The organism is Oculatella sp. LEGE 06141 (genome assembly GCF_015207605.1).
Taxonomy (GTDB): domain Bacteria; phylum Cyanobacteriota; class Cyanobacteriia; order Elainellales; family Elainellaceae; genus Oculatella.
Map to the genome: position 1 here is coordinate 1 of NZ_JADEWO010000008.1, position 17,652 is coordinate 17,652.

9 protein-coding genes are annotated in these 17,652 nt (G+C 47.2%); 7 read left to right on the top strand and 2 right to left on the bottom strand.

All coding sequences use genetic code 11. From position 1 onward, the window contains the following. Positions 1 to 112: 112 nt before the first annotated feature. Positions 113 to 715 carry a hypothetical protein gene (locus IQ268_RS07950; protein WP_193877250.1) on the bottom strand — a complete coding sequence of 201 codons (603 nt, stop codon included), beginning with the start codon at positions 713 to 715 and terminating at the stop codon, positions 113 to 115. A 659-nt stretch (positions 716 to 1,374) separates the two neighbouring features. Between IQ268_RS07950 and IQ268_RS07955 the strand changes: the two genes are divergently transcribed. The 4 genes from IQ268_RS07955 to IQ268_RS07970 are packed head-to-tail and all read left to right on the top strand — an operon-like array spanning position 1,375 to position 11,075. Continuing rightward, entirely contained in the window at positions 1,375 to 4,449 is a 3,075-nt protein-coding gene (locus IQ268_RS07955; protein WP_193877251.1) for an ATP-binding protein, read from the top strand. A 1-nt stretch (position 4,450) separates the two neighbouring features. Beyond that, positions 4,451 to 4,933, top strand: a complete 483-nt coding sequence (locus IQ268_RS07960) for a hypothetical protein (RefSeq protein WP_228035188.1) — start codon at positions 4,451 to 4,453, stop codon at positions 4,931 to 4,933. 8 nt (positions 4,934 to 4,941) lie between these two features. Continuing rightward, a complete protein-coding gene (locus IQ268_RS07965; RefSeq protein WP_193877252.1) occupies positions 4,942 to 7,899 on the top strand; it encodes a DUF1156 domain-containing protein in 2,958 nt (985 codons plus the stop codon). Next, the gene (locus IQ268_RS07970; protein WP_193877253.1) at positions 7,896 to 11,075 is read left to right on the top strand and encodes a DEAD/DEAH box helicase; all 3,180 of its coding nucleotides are present in this window, start codon (positions 7,896 to 7,898) and stop codon (positions 11,073 to 11,075) included. Before IQ268_RS07965 ends, IQ268_RS07970 begins: the two co-directional genes overlap by 4 nt. A gap of 15 nt (positions 11,076 to 11,090) precedes the next feature. On the opposite strand, the gene IQ268_RS07975 is transcribed toward IQ268_RS07970, so the two are convergent. Then, the gene (locus tag IQ268_RS07975) at positions 11,091 to 11,774 is read right to left on the bottom strand and encodes a hypothetical protein (protein ID WP_193877254.1); all 684 of its coding nucleotides are present in this window, start codon (positions 11,772 to 11,774) and stop codon (positions 11,091 to 11,093) included. Between the two features lie 339 nt (positions 11,775 to 12,113). Here IQ268_RS07975 and IQ268_RS07980 point away from each other — a divergent pair, with 339 nt between their 5' ends. The 3 genes from IQ268_RS07980 to IQ268_RS07990 are packed head-to-tail and all read left to right on the top strand — an operon-like array spanning position 12,114 to position 17,630. Next, positions 12,114 to 14,858 carry a DDE-type integrase/transposase/recombinase gene (locus tag IQ268_RS07980; RefSeq protein ID WP_193877255.1) on the top strand — a complete coding sequence of 915 codons (2,745 nt, stop codon included), beginning with the start codon at positions 12,114 to 12,116 and terminating at the stop codon, positions 14,856 to 14,858. Positions 14,859 to 14,860: 2 nt separating this feature from the next. Further along, positions 14,861 to 16,033: an ATP-binding protein gene (locus tag IQ268_RS07985; RefSeq protein ID WP_193877257.1), complete on the top strand. Its 1,173-nt coding sequence runs from the start codon at positions 14,861 to 14,863 to the stop codon at positions 16,031 to 16,033. A 10-nt stretch (positions 16,034 to 16,043) separates the two neighbouring features. Further along, positions 16,044 to 17,630: a TniQ family protein gene (locus tag IQ268_RS07990; RefSeq protein WP_193877258.1), complete on the top strand. Its 1,587-nt coding sequence runs from the start codon at positions 16,044 to 16,046 to the stop codon at positions 17,628 to 17,630. Positions 17,631 to 17,652: the final 22 nt, after the last annotated feature.

Sequence of the window (17,652 nt, forward strand, 5' to 3'; positions counted from 1 at the left end):
TGTATCAAAAAGGTCGAAAAGTTGCTGAAGGTTTCAAAGCCAATATGAAGATTGTCTTCGACGAGCTTCTACCGCAATGGAATTACACAGCCAAACCAGAATTACAGGTTATTTAATTCACGATCCTAAGTGCCTGTTCCAAAACTGAAGATCGTTGATTTTCCGGCAATTGGGGAGCGATCGCTGCTAATGCTCTAGCACGGCCACTCGTAAACTGGATGGATAAAGCAGTATCAAGTGCCTGTTCCAAAACTGAAGATCGTTGATTTTCCGGCAATTGGGGAGCGATCGCTGCTAATGCTCTAGCACGTTCCTCCTCATCCTGAATAGATAAAGCAGTACTAAGCGCTTTTTCCAGTAGCTTAGGATGTGATTCCGGTAGTTTGGTAGCAACTGCCACTAAAGCTCTAGTGAGATAATGCTCATTTTCAATAAACTGGGTAGCTGTTAGTGCATGTTCTAGTAGTATCGGCTCAGTTGGCGGCAAATGAGATGCGATTGCTACCAATGCATAAGAACGGTCCCCCCCATCCTGAATGGAAGCGGTAGCTTCGAGAGCCTTGGACAAAACTTTTACAGGCGGTGGGGATAATTGAGAGGCTAACTCAACCAGTGCAATAACTTGTTCGGAAGCGTTAGCAATACGGTCAATCTCAACTAACCGCTCTGCTACTAACGAATCATTTGAGCTTTTCAAAACCGAATTGGGGCCCATATCGGGTTTCCTTTATGAGGATAGGTAAAAGTTTAGAGCCAAAAATAGTAATTACAGAACTTAGCTATGAGCTAGTTTATACTCGTTGATCCCTAAGATTTTCAGTAGTGATATCCTAACTGATGGGGATTGCTACCTACCAAAGCACTTCCAACAGACTTTTTCAAAATCATCTTTGCAAACTGTCACTTCAACGCTTGAAAAGTTGATCAGCGGTACGTCTGACAAGTTTATTAGCTCCACTACATCAACTCGACATTCATCAGCTCCATTAGACCTACTTGCTCCATTAGGACTACTTAAGGAGTATGTTCTGTAAAGAAAAGGTCAATATGTAGTAATTTTTCGGAGGGCTAGGGAACATTGAGTAAAAGTTGAATATTATCTAGTGTCTCTATTCCCCCCTAGCCATGTACAGATTTTTGTCTGGTCTGTTGTTTGGGTCTATACGTGTGTGGCTGCAAGCTACAGTTTCTGGTAGCCCAAGGGAGCCGTAGGTTAAACAGCATCTTTCACTCTTCGTGTTTAAGAAGCCCTAGAGGTAGAAAGTATCTCTAGGGCTTAGTTCGTAGGGGGCGATCGCTCACCAAAGCCCATCATCTCCCGTGTTAAGAATGTTAAAAGACAAGCTTCCAGGACATATCACCTGAGTTACTGCTATGACTCTACCGACCTTGTTTGAACTCTGCTATCCCCGTCCTGATGTGAAGGATGGGCGAATATCCGAATCGGATTTTGCGGCAGATTTGGCTCAAGTATTGCGGGGAGAGGCTCCGGCAGAATATCTCGACCCGGTAAAGTTTTTTGCTAACACTCATCCAACCCGTGGACTCCGGGAGTTGTTGCAGAATGTCTGCTTGAGATTGCAGGGCAGTAGCGATCAGGTCGCTTCGATTTTCCGTCTAGATACGAACTATGGAGGCGGTAAGACCCATTCCCTTATTGCGCTAACCCATGTGGCGAAGGGAATTCAGGGGGTCTCTAATGTCGAAGAATTTCTGGATGCGGCGCTTGTACCTGCTGGTTCTGTACGAGTCGCGGCTTTTGACGGGGAGAATGCTGACCCTGTGGTGGGGCGATCGCTCGGAGACGGAATCCGGGCGAAGACTCCTTGGGGAGAGTTAGCCTATGGGTTGGCTGGCAAGGATGGATATGAACTGATCCGGACCAGTGACGAGCAAGGGATCGCACCAGGTGCGGAGACGATTCGGGAGCTATTTGGGAATGAGCCAACACTGATTTTGTTGGATGAGTTGTCGGTTTATCTGCGGAAGCTGAAGGCGAAGGAGCGGGAACGGGCTGGAGGGCAGTTGACAGCGTTGCTGACAGCACTGTTTAAGGCGGTGGAGTCATCCCCTAGGGCGGCGCTGGTATTTACCCTGGCAATCGGGAAGAGTGGGTTAGCGACGGATGCCTATAGTGATGAGAACCAGTTCATTGCGGCGCGGATGGATGAGCTAATGAGCGTTTCGGCTCGGAAGGCAACGTTGCTTGATCCAACGGAGGAGGATGAGACGGTTAAGGTTTTGCGCCGTCGGCTTTTTGGCTTTATCGACGACCAACGGGCAGAGGAGGTGATTCAGGACTATCAGCGGTTGTGGGAGCGCCATCGAGAGGCGATTGGTCCCACCTCGGCAGCAGATATGCGCCTGGAAGCGTTTCGTAATGGGTTCCCGCTCCATCCAGAGTTGATTGAAACCCTGCGGGATAAAACTTCTACCCTAAGCAATTTCCAACGAGTGAGAGGGCTGCTGAGGCTTCTGGCTCGGACGGTGGCGCAGCTCTGGCAGGAGCAACCTAAAGATACCTATGCAATTCATCTGCATCACCTGGATCCGGGCAATGAGGTGATTCGGCGTGAGATTGTGACCAAGCTGGGGTTGCAACAGTATCTTCCGGCGATTCGGGCGGATGTGGCTGGTGTGGCAGGGGATCAGCCTTCGTTAACGCAGGAGTTAGATTTGGCCCATTATCGCGGGCTACCTCCCTATGCAGCATATGTAGCTCGGATTATCCTGTTCCACTCCCTGGCTTTTAATGATGCACTAAAGGGGCTGACGGCGGAGCAGTTGCGCTATTCCCTACTGGCTCCGGGATTAGATTTGAGCTTTGCCAATGATGCTGTTCGCCAATTTGTCCAGAATTCGGCTTATCTAGACGATCGCCCTGGTGTTCCGCTGCGGTTTATGACAGAAGCGAACCTGACGCAGTTGATCCGTCGCTACATGACGATGGTTGACCCAGGGGAAGTACGTACCCAGTTGAACGATCGCATCCGCCAGATTTTCAAAGGCACGGTGCTTCAATCTGTTGCGTTTCCGGGTGGCTCCTACGATGTTCCTGACGATACGGGGGAAGGCAAACCTTACCTGGTGATTTTGGGCTATGAGGCGGAGTCGGTAAATGCCTCACAGCTTCGGGTGCCGCCTCTGGTGGAGCGTTTGTACAAAGAGAAGGGAAGCAGTGGCGACCTGAGGATTAACCGGAACAATCTGGTGTTCTTGTGCGTGGACGCGGAGCGCAAGGAGGAAATGCGCCAGAAGATGATCCGCCGACTGGCGTTGCGGGATCTGCGTCGTCCTGAGGTGCAGGCGCAACTGGCGGAGCATCAGCAGTTGAAGCTGGCGGAGGAGGAGAAAACGTCTGAGACGGCAGTGGCGATTAGCATTCAGCAAGCCTATCGCCATGTGTTCTACCCATCCAAGAATAAGCTGGAAGGATCGGATGTGGAGTTGAGCCATGCCAGCATAGACACTCCTAGTTCTTCGGAATCACCAGGTCTGGGGCAAAAGTCGATTGTTCGGCAACTTCGGGAGGCAGATCGAAAGCTACGATTGCCTGAAGACCAACCGGATTCGCCCTCCTATATTCGCGATCGCACTCCCCTACGGCGAGGGCAAATCAGTACTGCCAGTTTACGGTTGGAATTTTACCGTGACCCTGGCTTGCCGATGTTGGTGGGCGATGATGTGTTTATCAAGGGCATTAAGCAGGGCATTGTGGCTGGGGATTTTGTTTACCGCAGTGGAGATTTGCTGTGGGGTAAGGGTGATCCTGAGGCCAGCATCAAGATTGATGAGAATTCCTACATCTACACGGTTGGGTACGCCCGCGAGCATGAGATCTGGCCGCCTCGGGTAGAGCCAACTCCTACTCCATCGGGTTCTAGTTCATCAACGTCTTCCCCAACGGCTCAAACTCCCACCGGAAGCTATAGCACTTCGGGAACGACAAGCGGGGCTGTGGCTCCCCCAAGCACTGATTTCCCCTCAGGCGGCAGTACGTTGCCACCCAAGACCTTTGTGGCGGAGGGTCCACTGCGGGAAGCGTTGGGTTCAATTTGGGAGCAGGCCCGTGCCTCTACGTTTAAGGCGATCGCCTCTCTGGAAATTCAAATCTTTGATGCCAGTGATGCCTTTATGCTGTTGGGGCTGATTCGAGCGATCCAGAAGGCTGTGGTGCAGGTTAATTTGGCAGGTGCCTATGAGACAACTAGTGGAAGTACCTTGAACTTTGAGTTTGAGGGGCAGGTGGATGATGCGTTGCCTGTGAAAGATTTTCTGTCGGCGCAGATTCGGGCGGCAACAGAAAAGACGATGGATGCGACCTATACGGTTAATTTTTCGGAAGGACTTGACGTAAGGGGGGATGAACCTGAGAAGCTGTCGGAGCGGTTAAGCCGTTTAGGGGCTGGGGCCGCTCATATTACAGCCAAAGCTCAAGGAGCAGATTGACGTGCATGCACAGGCGATCGCAGCAACATCCAATAATCATCACAGTGGTCACCCTCGCTATGAGTTGCGGGCAGAGAGCCTTGGTTCTAGCAATTTGCAGTTAGAGGTTTGGCAATTGCCTTCTATGGCAACGCCGCAGATTGTACAGCCAGTGCGGGTGGCGGGTTTGAAGGGGCGAAATTTGGCGCTGATTGAGAATCGGATTTTGCGTCGTTTAGCGAAGGCGGATGTGTCGATGGGGGGGCTGAAGCCGGGAAAGCCGAAAACCTATGCCCTAGACGAGGAGGTGGCTCTGGTTTTCGGGCTGATTTTTCGGGTGCTAGCTCCTATGCGTAGTCGAGATAATATGCTGGCCTGCATTGAGGGAATTGAGGCGATGAGCCGAGAGGAGGCAGCCTATTGGTTGGGGATGGCGATGCATCGGAAGAATCCCCGCCGTGTGCTGATGTCTTTAAGAATTTTGTTGACAGATCCGCATAGGTAGAAGGAATTATGACGAAGCGCCTGATTGAAGAATGGTTGCCGATCGCGGAGTTGAGTGAGGAGAGTATACGAGAACGCCGTTCTATGACGGCTTTGCCTCCAATCTACTATCTCCATGTTTGGTGGGCGCGGCGACCATTAGTGGCTTCACGGGCAGCGGTTTTAGCGTCTTTGTTGCCTGCGGATTGCGATCGCAAACAGTTCATGCACGTTCTGGGGATTCATGGCGATCCAGTAGCAACCAAACGTAGACTAGATCTAGCCAAAAAAACAGGCGAAAACTTAGGCTTAAATCCCTATGGGTATGATCGTGCTTTTAAGTACAGTCCTACTGAACACGATCGAAACTGGATAAGCGAAGAGTTGCAAAAACTGGGTTTGGAAACTCCTAGAGTTCTAGATCCAACAGCAGGTGGCGGAAGTATTCCTTTAGAAACCAATCGATTAGGATTTTCGACTTTAGCTAATGATTTAAATCCAGTAGCGGTATTGGTTCAAAAGGCAACTTACGAATGGCCTGCTCAATATGGGAAAGCAATATTAGATGAATTCAACCGCATCAGCAAACGATTTCTTGAGTTAGCTGAACCAAAGTTTCGGCAAATGGGAATTTATCCAGAGGAGCCTAAAGGTGTACAAATTTTAGGCTACCTCTGGGCCAGAACGATTCGGTGTCCTTATTGTGAGGGGCTGATTCCGCTTTCACCTAACTGGAAACTCGCTCCCGATGGAACCGGGGTGCGCCTTCTCTCACAGTTGGGGGTTGGTGTGGGCGACTCCAGCCGAGTTTGTCAGTTTGAAATTGTTCACTCTGAAAATGCGCAATCTTCTGGCACCGTGAAGGGAGGCGATGCCACTTGCCCCTATCCCGATTGCCAACGAGTCATTGAAGGAGAGGAAGTCAAGCGCCAAGCTCAGGCGGGTGAAATGGGAGAGCAACTGTTCTGTGTGGTCTTTAAAAAACGCATCGTCACCTATACCAAAACGGGCAAAACCCGCGAAAAATGGGAGCGAGGCTACCGCGCCCCTCGACCGGAGGAGGATGTTAATGACCTGATTCAGCAAACATTAGCCGAAAAATCACCTGAATGGGACGCTATGGGTTTGATACCTACAGAGGCTATAGATAGCCTATCTAATTACGATCGTGGCCATCGCTTATACGGAATATATAACTGGAAAGATTTCTTTTCGCCGCGTCAGTTGATTAGCCATATTTTAAGTATTGAAGTATTTCATGAAATACTTGCAGAAGAGAATCCAAACGTTATAGAAAATCCATCAGCCCGAAAAGCTGCTCTAGTTTATATAAGTTTTGCACTAGACAAACTTCGTGACTATAACTCACGTGCTACAAGATGGCATGGCGGACGAGAAGTCATGGTTAATACATTCGATAAACACAATTTTGAGTTCAAGTGGTCTTACGCAGAAATGGCTCCTCTCATAGTTGGCCTTGGTTACGACTGGGTATTTGAGCAAATTTCAAAGTGTATAGAGGAATTAATAGAACTTACTTTGCCTAAAGCCTCAAACGACCATAGTGGCTTACCCTTGTTCCAAGAACAATCACTGCACAGTCCCATAGCTTCACAAGCTATCACCATCACTTGTCAATCAGGCGATACCCTACACCATCTGGATGATGCCAGCATTGATGCCGTCGTTCTAGACCCACCTTACTACGACAACGTCATGTATGCAGAATTATCAGATTTCTTCTATGTTTGGCTCAAGCGCACGGCTGGGTATCTCTATCCTGAACTATTTACGCGACAACTTACTGATAAAGATAATGAGGCAGTAGCTAATCCAGCTAAGTACAAAGGTCAGAAGAAAGCAAGGGAACTAGCAGGACAAGACTATCAAGAACGTATGGCAGCTATCTTTACAGAATGCCGTCGTGTGCTGAAACCTGATGGCATCATGACTTTGATGTTTACACACAAAGCGTCTGGAGCTTGGGATGCATTAACCACGGGTTTAATTGAAGCAGGGTTTGTCATTACTGCCAGTTGGCCGATTAATACCGAGGCAGAAGGTTCATTACACATTAAAGATAAGTCCGCAGCCAACAGCACCATCTTTCTGGTATGTCGTCCTCGCACTAAAACCCCTGATGATGAGGTGCAGTATTGGGAAGATTTAGAGCCATTATTGGCAAAAGAAGTTCGTAAACGTATTGCTGAATTCCAAACCGCAGGGATTCGCGGCGTAGACCTGTATCTTTCCTGCTTTGGCCCTGCATTAGAAGTCTTCTCTCGCCATTGGCCTGTTAAACGAGGACAGCCCCGCATTGAGGTGACTTCTGGTAAAACAAAACGAAGTAAAGTCGTCTCTGCGGCAGTTGATCCCTACAGCGTCACCCCAGAAGATGCCCTGGAAGCTGCTCGACGTGAGGTGAAACGCTGGAAACTAGAGCAACTAACCAATGCTCAACGCATCCATGAGCTTGACCCCCTCACCGAATGGTTCGTATTAGCCTGGGATGCCTTCAAAGCACCGCAGTTCCCCTACGATGAGGCATTGCGACTGGCGCGAGTCGTTGGGCTAGACATCGATCGCGAAATCATCAAAGTCCTGGCTGAAAAGAAAAGCAGCGACGTTATTCTGTGGGATAGCTCCATCCGTGCCGCCAAAGGCACCCTCGGACCCACTGATGGTAGCCGCAGTTTCATTGATGCCATTCACCACGCCGCTCATCTGGGTCGCACCCGCAGTCTCGACACCGCCCGCGAACTCCTCGACACCACTAAACTCAGCCAGGAACCCCGCTTCCTCGCCGCCCTGGAAGCCGTTCTAGAGGTGCTGCCTCCCTCCAAGGCCTACACAGGCTTCGACCCCTCCAAATCCATCATCCCCTCCGCCAGCGACTTTGAAGCCCTAGAAAACCTCCGTCGCCTCGCCTTCACCGAGCAAATTGATGAACCAGAGCAATTACGGTTGTGGGTAGAAGGGGTAGCATGAGCAAGCTCAGCGATTATACCTGGAAGTTCAAATACAGCCCCGACGAGGGGAACACCATCCTCAACGAGTTCTACATTCCAGCACTTCAGCGTGCTAAACGATATTGGCGCACTACCGGATACTTCAGTGCATCGGCTCTATCCCTTGCCATGCGCGGGATCGAAGGCTTAGTTCGCAATCAAGGCACGATGCGGCTCATTGTCGGCTGTACGCTTGAACCGCCCGAAATTGATGCTATTCAACGAGGTGAAGAGCTCAAAGCGCGAGTACAGCAAAATCTTGCCAATGTCCCCTTAGAACCTGCCGACGAACCCGCACGGCAAGCTCTAGAACTGCTGGCTTGGTTAATCCAACACGGCATCTTGGAAGTCAAAGTTGCTGTGCCCTGCGATGTCCAAAAAAAGCCGATTCCTAACCCTGCCATCTTCCATGAAAAAGCCGGAATTATTGAAGATGAAGACGGCAATCGCATTGCATTCAATGGCAGCATCAACGAAACCGTCAATGGATGGTTACGGAACTGGGATAGCTTCCACGTTTTCACAAGCTGGATCACTCCCCAACACGTCGATGCCGAAGAAGATAGCTTCGTGCGATTGTGGAGTGGGCGATCCCCCCACGCCCTCGTCATGGATGTCCCCGATGCCCTCAGACAACGCCTCCTCTCCTACCTTCCTGAAAACGGCAGCCTCCCTATCCGTTTAGCTGGATCTGAAGAACTACCCCCAGCCGAAGAACCACCTCCGCCAGAACGCGAGCCAGAGCTTGATCCACGGGCGATGGTCTGGAGCTACATCACCAAAGCACCTCAACTCACCCCTTCAGGAGAACGGATCGGAGAAGCCACCAGTGCCGTCACCCCCTGGCCCCACCAGATCCGCGCCTTCAAACGTATGTGGAACCGTTGGCCTCCCAAACTTCTCATTGCAGACGAAGTGGGGCTGGGCAAAACCATTCAAGCAGGCTTGCTTCTGCGCCAAGCATGGCTCAGTGGTCGCGCCAAACGCATCCTCGTCATGGCTCCAGCCGCTGTCCTCAAACAGTGGCAAGTCGAACTTCGAGAAAAATTCAACCTCAACTGGCCCATCTACGACGGCAAAGCTCTAAGCTGGTATCCCTCCCCCGGTTTTCAAGAAGACACCCTAAAACCCGTTAGTCGCACCAATTGGCACAAAGAACCCTGTGTCCTGGTGTCCAGCCACCTCATGCGCCGTCAGGAACGCGCCCAAGAACTGTTAGTTGATGCGGAACCCTGGGATTTAGTGATTTTGGACGAAGCCCACCACGCTCGTCGTAGCGGAGGGATTCAGACCGGAGTAGTGCGCGATCGCTACAATCGCCTGCTCACACTCATGCAACGCCTCAAAGACCGCACCCAGGGTTTAGTCCTCCTCACCGCTACCCCCATGCAAGTCGATCCCATCGAAGTATGGGACTTACTCAAACTATTTGGCCTCCCCTCCGAATGGGCAGCCCAGGACTTCCTCAAATTCTTTGACTTGGTTGCTAAACCTGCCCCCAGCCATGAAGAAATGGCTTACATGGCGCGTCTCTTCCGAGCGATCGAGCGCGAGTTTGGCTCCGTCACAGAAACATTTGCCAAACAATTTACCCCCAACCACAGCAGCATCAAAGCTAAGAAAATCTTAAAAGCTCTCCGCTCCGAAGCCACCATTCCCCTCCGCCAACTAGAAGCCTCTGAGCGAGAAGCCGCCATCAAACTCATGAAGGCGCATACCCCCATTCAAACCCTTATCTCCCGCCACACCCGCGAACTCCTCCGCAAATATTACGAAGCAGGCAAGATTTCTACCCCCATCGCTAGAAGGGATGTCCAAGATGTCTTTATCGACCTTTCCCCAGCCGAGCGATCGGTCTACGATGCCGTGGAAGAATACATTTCCACGACCTACAACAATGCCGCAGCGGGCGATCGCAACGCCGTAGGGTTTGTCATGACCATCTATCGACGACGACTAGCCAGCAGCTTCTTCTCCTTGTCCCGTACCCTCCAGGATCGCCTCATCCGCCTCAAAGACCGAAATCAACCCACCCTTCCTCCTCCAGACATCCTCACCGAAGACCTCCCCGATGAAGCCTCAGGCGACGAAATCCTTGACCAGGACGAAGCCGCCGAACTCGAACGCAAAGCCCTCAACCTGGAAGAATCCGCCGATTTGCGAGACTTACTGGATGCCGTCCTGACCCTTCCCGTAGATACCAAAGCCCAAGGGCTGAAAGACCTCCTGTGGAAGCTCAAAAAAGACGGCTATCGCCAGGTCATCATCTTCACCCAATTCACCGACACGATGGATTTTCTCCGCGACCAACTGGTCAAAGACGGTCTATCCGTAATGTGCTTCTCCGGCAGAGGTGGCGAAATCCAAACAAAAGACGGAGACTGGCGCACCATCAGCCGAGAACAAACCAAACAACGTTTCCGCAAAGGCGAAGCCGAAATCATGCTCTGCACGGATGCAGCAGCCGAAGGTCTCAACTTCCAATTCTGCGGTGCGCTCATCAACTACGATATGCCCTGGAATCCCATGCGGGTAGAACAACGCATTGGACGTATCGATCGCTTAGGCCAGGTCTATCCCAAAATCTGCATCTACAACCTGCACTACAGCAATACTGTGGAGGCGGATGTGTATATTGCATTGCGCCATCGCATAAAACTCTTTCAAAACATCGTCGGTCGTCTCCAGCCCATCCTTGCAAAACTTCCCAGTTCTATCTCCAGCCTTGTGTTCAGTCGAGGGCAGGATAGGGAGCGCGATCGCCAAAACCTGCTAAGCCAAATCGAAGAAGAAGCCAGCCAACCCCAGGACGGCTTCGACATCAACATCCTCGCAGTACAAGACCTGGAAGATTTAACCTCAACTCCCCCGGCCTACGACCTATCCGATCTAAGAGTTATCCTAGAACGCCCTAATCTACTACCCGCAGGCATCCAAAGCAAGCAAACTGGCACCAAAGACTTTGCCTACCTCCAACCCGGCATGAACCAACCCATCCGCGTCACCACAGACCCGGACTTCTACGACGAACATTCAGATAGTGTCGAGTTATGGTCTCCTGGAAATCCATTATTTCCTCAGGAAAAACTTTCTACTGAATTTGATGTAGACGCTGAAATGTTCAAGTTCATTCTGCAAAAAGAAAGAGATTCTTGAAAGCAAATTCCTTGCTTAGGGATTTACCGCTTTGACAGAATGTGGGAAGTCTTCCGTTGGCAAAAAACCTAGTGAACAGTCTGGTTGCTCACACCATCCTAGCTCGCAGTCATACTCACTGTCATAGATAACTATACTAGTTTCATCCGTTAACCATTCTTTGCATAGTTGAATAACGTTTTGCTGCATATTCCCTAGGAGACTTTTGTTACTGCATCTTCCCCAGACAATCCATGCATATACGTCTGGAGAAACTAAAAGCTCCTGAAGCTCAGGTTTGGACTGCAAGTCAGCTTCAAGATCAGCTTTTATATCTTTGCTGATGCAGCTATACACTACTCCCTGCCAATCTAAAGCAAAAACGGCATAAGCCCCTTGGCAGCTAGGTATTCTTTCTCGACAACGTAGGGGAACAGTTTGAAGATGAGCAGAAATTTCCACTGAATATCTTCCTTCAGCGTAGCTATCTAGCTCATTACCTACTTCATCTGGCTTCAGTTCTCCAGCCTCAGCATGAGGAATATCCCTAATTTCTCCTCGGGCAATGCCTTCCACCACCTCCGACCTGGAAACGCCATACTGCCTAGCTAAGTTATCCAACTGCTGTATAGCTGTAGGAGTAAGCGTCATATTGACTTGCCTCTTCACCTCATTACGTAAAACAGGTTCTCCCCTTTCACGCTTCTTGCCTTTTGTCACGATTCTATGACATTCCTGTGTTAACTACTATGGATATATTCTAAATGCCTTTGGGTTATGGGGATAGAGGCCTCTGATTAGGAAGAGCCTTCCATTTCGCATATGGTAACTAATCAACTTCTCTAATTTGATTTAGGCATCTAGAAAAGACTAATTAAGTAGTTCATATTTATAAACTAAAAACAACAATCTGATTGTTCCATATATTGATCAGTTGGGTTCATCAGCCTATATTGCGATCAACACAGAAGAAAACCTAGAAACTTTATTCCCGAAGAGGAAGCATTCAAAACTTTGACTTCCTGCTGGTTTCCTTCTTAAGTTTGGAGAGATACTTCAATGCTTACAAAAAATGAATTAGAGAGATTGGGCGATTGCCTCGATCTCTCTACACAAGCTCGGCATGAAATTTTTCAAATCCGCACTTCTGAACCATCTCGTCGTGTAGGTGGTGGAAGTAAGAACGTTTCAGGACGTTTTCCTAGTTTGAAGATGGGAATAACAATTCAATTTGAATCACACAAAGTTGAACTTCCATGTATCTATCAACTAGAGCATGACGAAAATGTTTTTGAATTTTACGATCAACCACCGGCAATTAAACTGGATTGCTTATCCAAAGACAACCGACAATTCAGTTTCTTCTATACTCCTGATTTCTTTGTTATTGCAAAGGATGAAATCGGTTGGATTGAGTGTAAAACTGTGGAGCAATTGAAAAAACTAGAAGAAAAGAATCCAAATCGCTATTATTTAGGATCTGACAATAAGTGGCATTGTCCTCCAGCAGAAGCGTATGCAGAACGGCTTGGATTTAGCTTTCGTGTTTGGTCTGATGATGAAATTAATTGGACTTTACAACGAAATATAAGCTTTTTAGAGGATTTCTACGCCTGTTACTTAGACAATGAGGCAGCAGAATTTTTGGTCGAAAAATCAGCAGAAAACACAATTCTTTCCCTTGTATCGGCACAGCCAGGAATGAGTTTGTCTCAACTTCTTCTTCATGCTCAGGGAACTGAACCAGATGACATTTATTTCTTGATCGCTGCTGAAAAAATCTATGTTGATTTGATGGCTACTCCCCTAGTTGAGCCCGAGAGATGCTTTGTCTTTCGAGATCGTCAAACCGCTTCAGCTTATAAGGCGATGCTGTTTTCGCAGGCTAACACAGATTCAATATCTTCTCCTATTGTTGATCTTTCTCCCGGCAAATCCGTTTGTTGGGATGGAAAAGCTATGAAGATTATCTTCGTTGGTGAGACGGAGATTTTACTCCAGGGAGAAGATAATTTTCATGGACGAGTTGAATTGCCAGTTTTTGAGCAACTAGTTCAAGCAGGCAAAATTGTAGGAGTTAAGGTTCAACCTCAAGATAATCTGAGTTCTGCAGCAATGGAGTTGCTTCTCAAGGCAAGCGAGACAGACCTCAAGGAAGCTAACAGACGATATAGGTGTATTGAACCTCGCTTACGGGGAGAACCTTTTGAGAAAGGCAGTGTGCCTCAACGAACTCTTCGCTACTGGTATGCAAAATACTGCCAAGCTCAGCAGAGATACGGTTATGGGTTTGTGGGATTGTTGTCATTCGACAGTCTTAAAGGAAATAGCAATCCAAAATTGCCGAAACATCTTGCAGAACAGATAGAGAAGTTTATTGAAGAGAAATATGAAACTAATAAGCAAATGGGCAAAGTTCATGCATATGCACTTTTTGTTAATGGTTGTATTTCTGATGATATTCCTGAAGAGCAGGTTCCAAGTTATAAAACATTTGTTCGAAAAATTAAACAACACTCGGGGTATGAGCAAACACGTAAGCGTGAAGGTAGCCGTGCAGCCTACTCACAAGAACCATTTTATCTGGAGTTAAAACTAACAACACCGCGACATGGTGATCGCTCATTTGAGATTGGTCATATTGACCATACTCAACTAGATGTTGAACTTCGCTGTTCGAACACTGGAAAGAACCTTGGTAGACCTTGGGCTACTTTTCTAGTTGATGCTTACGACAGGCGAATTCTAGCCGTTTACATTACTTTCGATGCTCCGTCTTACCGCTCGTGCATGATGGTTTTAAGAATTTGTGTCAAGCGGTTCGGACGATTACCCAAAATAATCGTCACAGACAATGGCTCAGAATTTCACAGTGTTTATTTCGAGACATTACTAGCTTTGTTTGGATGCATTCATAAATATCGTCCTCCTGCTAAAGCTCGTTTTAATGCAGTAGGTGAACGATTGTTTGGAACCTCTGCCACGCAGCTAATTCATAATCTCGCTGGCAACACTCAAATAACTAAGAAGGTTCGATTGGTGACAAACTCTGTAAACCCTAAGAATCTTGCACTCTGGACTCTGGGTTTGCTGTATACCTACCTGTGTGAATGGGCGTATGAGATTTATGAAACGACGGAACATCCTACTATTGGATACTCACCAAGAGAGGCATTCTTTTCCAGTCTGGCTCAACATGGTAGCAGGAGCCACCGCCTAATTCCCTACGATGAGCATTTCCGAAAGCTTACATTGCCAACAACCTCTCAAGGAAAAGCGAAGGTTCAACCTAACTACGGAGTTAAAATCAACCGTTTCTATTATTGGTCTAACGCTTTCCGTGATCCGGAACTTGAAAAAACCTGGGTAGATGTACGCTATGACCCGTTTGATGCTGGAATTGCATACGCATATGTAAAAGGGCAATGGATTGAATGTCACAGCGAGCATTACTCGATTTTAAAGGGTCGTTCAGAGAAAGAAATTCAATTAGCAAGTGCTGAATTGCGTGAACGGTATCGGAATCATGATAGAGATTTCAAGCTGCGAGCCAAAAATCTAGGCGCTTTTCTAGCTAGCGTTGAAGCTGAAGAAGTTTTGTTAATACAGCGTCTGCGAGATGCTCAATTAAAAGATGTTTTTGAGGTTATAGAGGGAGGACGCATTAATCGAGATCCTTATATTCACACTAAACATGAAGAGAATTCTTGTGATAGCGGAAATTGTTCCGCTGAAATGAATTCAAAGCTCAATTTAGCTGAAATTGAAAATCAAGAAGAGCTAGGTTTCTACGAGGAGTATTAATTATGCAAACTAGTTCCGGATTTCCTCGTGAGCTTCTTGATCAGTCAAAGGAGCAACGACTTTTCTATTTTGAAAGCTTCACAATAGCACATCCTAAGCTTCGTGAAACAACTGCGAGAGCAGTGCAATTCATCGGCAATCAGCAGGCAAAGGCATCTTGTATAACAATTGTTGGACCTACAGGAGTTGGTAAAACTACTCTTCTACAAAAAGTTGAGCAAGTTCTAATTGAACAAGCTCTTCCTAACCTCAAGAAAACGCCAGGTCGTATTCCGGTTATTAGGGTTGAGGCGATCGCACCGGAATCTGGAAGTTTTAATTGGAAAGACTATTTTCTTCGATGTCTTCTTGCTTTGGAGGAACCACTGATTGATTATAAAATTGACTATAAGACGCGAGGTGTTCGTCGTGACTCAAGTGGAGAGTTAATCATCGAACCCAAAACATCATCACCTATAGTGCGTCAAGCTCTTGAAAATGCCTTGATTTATCGTCAACCTATTGCTGTCTTAATTGACGAAGCGCAACACATGCAGAAGATGGCAAGTGGACGACGCCTTCAAGACAACATGGATTGTATTAAGTCTATGGCAAATCTGACTCGTGTACCGCATGTTCTGATAGGTACTTATGAACTTCTTGCATTTCATAACCTAAGTGGACAGCTTAGTAGGCGCAATCAAAGTATTCATTTTTCACGCTATCGGGCTGAATATCCTGAAGACGTAACTGCATTTAAGACTATTCTGAATACATTTCAACGCCACCTGCCGTTAAAGGAAGAACCAGACTTAGTAAGTCATTGGAAGAACTTTTATGCCCGTAGCCTGGGATGTGTGGGAATTCTTAAGGATTGGCTTACCCGCGCACTTGCTGATGCATTAGAAGACAACTCTTCAACCTTAACTCTTCAACATATAGAACAACGGGCTATGTCAATAGCCCAGTGCAACAGGATTCTACAGGAAATTGAAGAAGGGGAAAGATCGCTTCGAGAAACACAGCAGGATTATGAACAACTACTAAACTCTCTCGGATTAGGTGATAAAATACCTGCTCCTTTACCGAATCCACTACCTTCTGCAGATGCAGTAAATGCAACAACAAAATCCTCGAATAAAAGACGGAGTAGGAAACCTGGAACACCGAATCCTGTACGACGGAAAGTGAAATAGGAGGGTATTTATGGTAGACGAACTAACACTCTATGAAGGGTGGGATTTAAGTAAACCTCAGCTTATTACAAAACCCAGTCGTTTATTCTGTTTAGAACCTATAGGTATAGGAACGCCTTATATAGAAAGTATAGTTAGCTATACTTCCCGGTTGGCTATCGCTCATACGGTACAGACTGGAATGTTGGTTATGAGTGAAATTGCTCCTCTTATGAAAAAGGAGTATGCTTTTGATGGCAAACACGGTGGCTTGGACAAAATTTTTGCTAATCAAACAAGAGCACTTCATGGCACAGGGATGTGGGCTCAGAGTGTAGTACATGCCATTGAAATTTTAACGGGAAAGAGTAATCTGTCTTTTCTTACAATGTTGCCATGGGCACAAGTTTTACCTAACAAAGGCTTACTGAAAGCTTATAGAGCTTGGTGTCCCTTTTGTTTTGAAGAATGGCGCAGTAAAGAGCAGGAAGTTTATGAGCCACTTCTTTGGTCATTAAACTCCGTTACAATTTGCCCTCGGCATGACCGCCCTCTAGATTACATGTGTTCATACTGCCAACGAACTAGTCAAACACTTGCTTGGTCCTCAAGACCAGGTTACTGCCACAAATGTCATAGCTGGCTGGGCACTTCCGAAATTACCTCATGTGATATAGGGCAACTGAACAAGGAAGACCTGAACAAGGAAGACCTGTACAAGCAGCTATGGATCACGCTGAATATTGGTGAATTACTTGCGGTCAGCCCCGATTCATTTGTTCTGCCATCTGCTGAACAAATTAAGAAAAAATTATCTCGTTATGTTGAGATTGCAGCCAAAGGAAACATCGCTCTGTTTGCTAAACAGCTTGGAATGAATCGTACTCAAACTCATAGGTGGTGCACAGGTAGAACACAACCCACTATTGATATTCTTCTAAAATTTTGTGACCGTTTAGAGACATCCTTGCTGGAGCTACTAACCAGAGACTCTATTGATTATTCTTTTCCCAAGGGAATGAGTTTCAATCAAGCAGCTCAAAGAACCGATCAGAATAAAAAATCCTCGTATAAGAAACAAAGTAACTCTGAGCAAATTGAGAAGATTCTTAAGAAGGTCTTAGAAGAATCTCCTCCTCCATCTCTACCGGAAGTAGCTAAACGGCTTGGATATAAAGGATCAACAGCCCTTTACTACCATGCAAAGGAACTGTGCCATGCTATCTCTACAAGATATGAGGAGCACCGCAAAGCAGAAGTTTCAGATCAAGTTCAACAAATTCTTAAAGAGTTTATAGAAACCGATGATTATCCCCCTCCTTCTGCACGTGAGGTCTGTGAACGCGCTGGTATTAGCTGGGCTACTCTCATTAAGTATCCAGAGGAAAAGAAGGCAATTATTGTCAAATATCGTAGTTACTTGAAGCAATTTTCTAACCAGAGAATTCGACTCATCAACGAAGAAGTTAGAAAAATTGCTTTTGAACTACATTCAGAAGGATTAGAGCCTACAGAAAGCCGTGTTTCAATACGTATGCAAAAACCAAAAGCAATTCTTCAGAAGGCATCTATCAATGCGCTCAAAGCCGTACGTCGTGAATTAGGTTATGAAAGCTAATCTGTAAATGCTGACTTTGTAA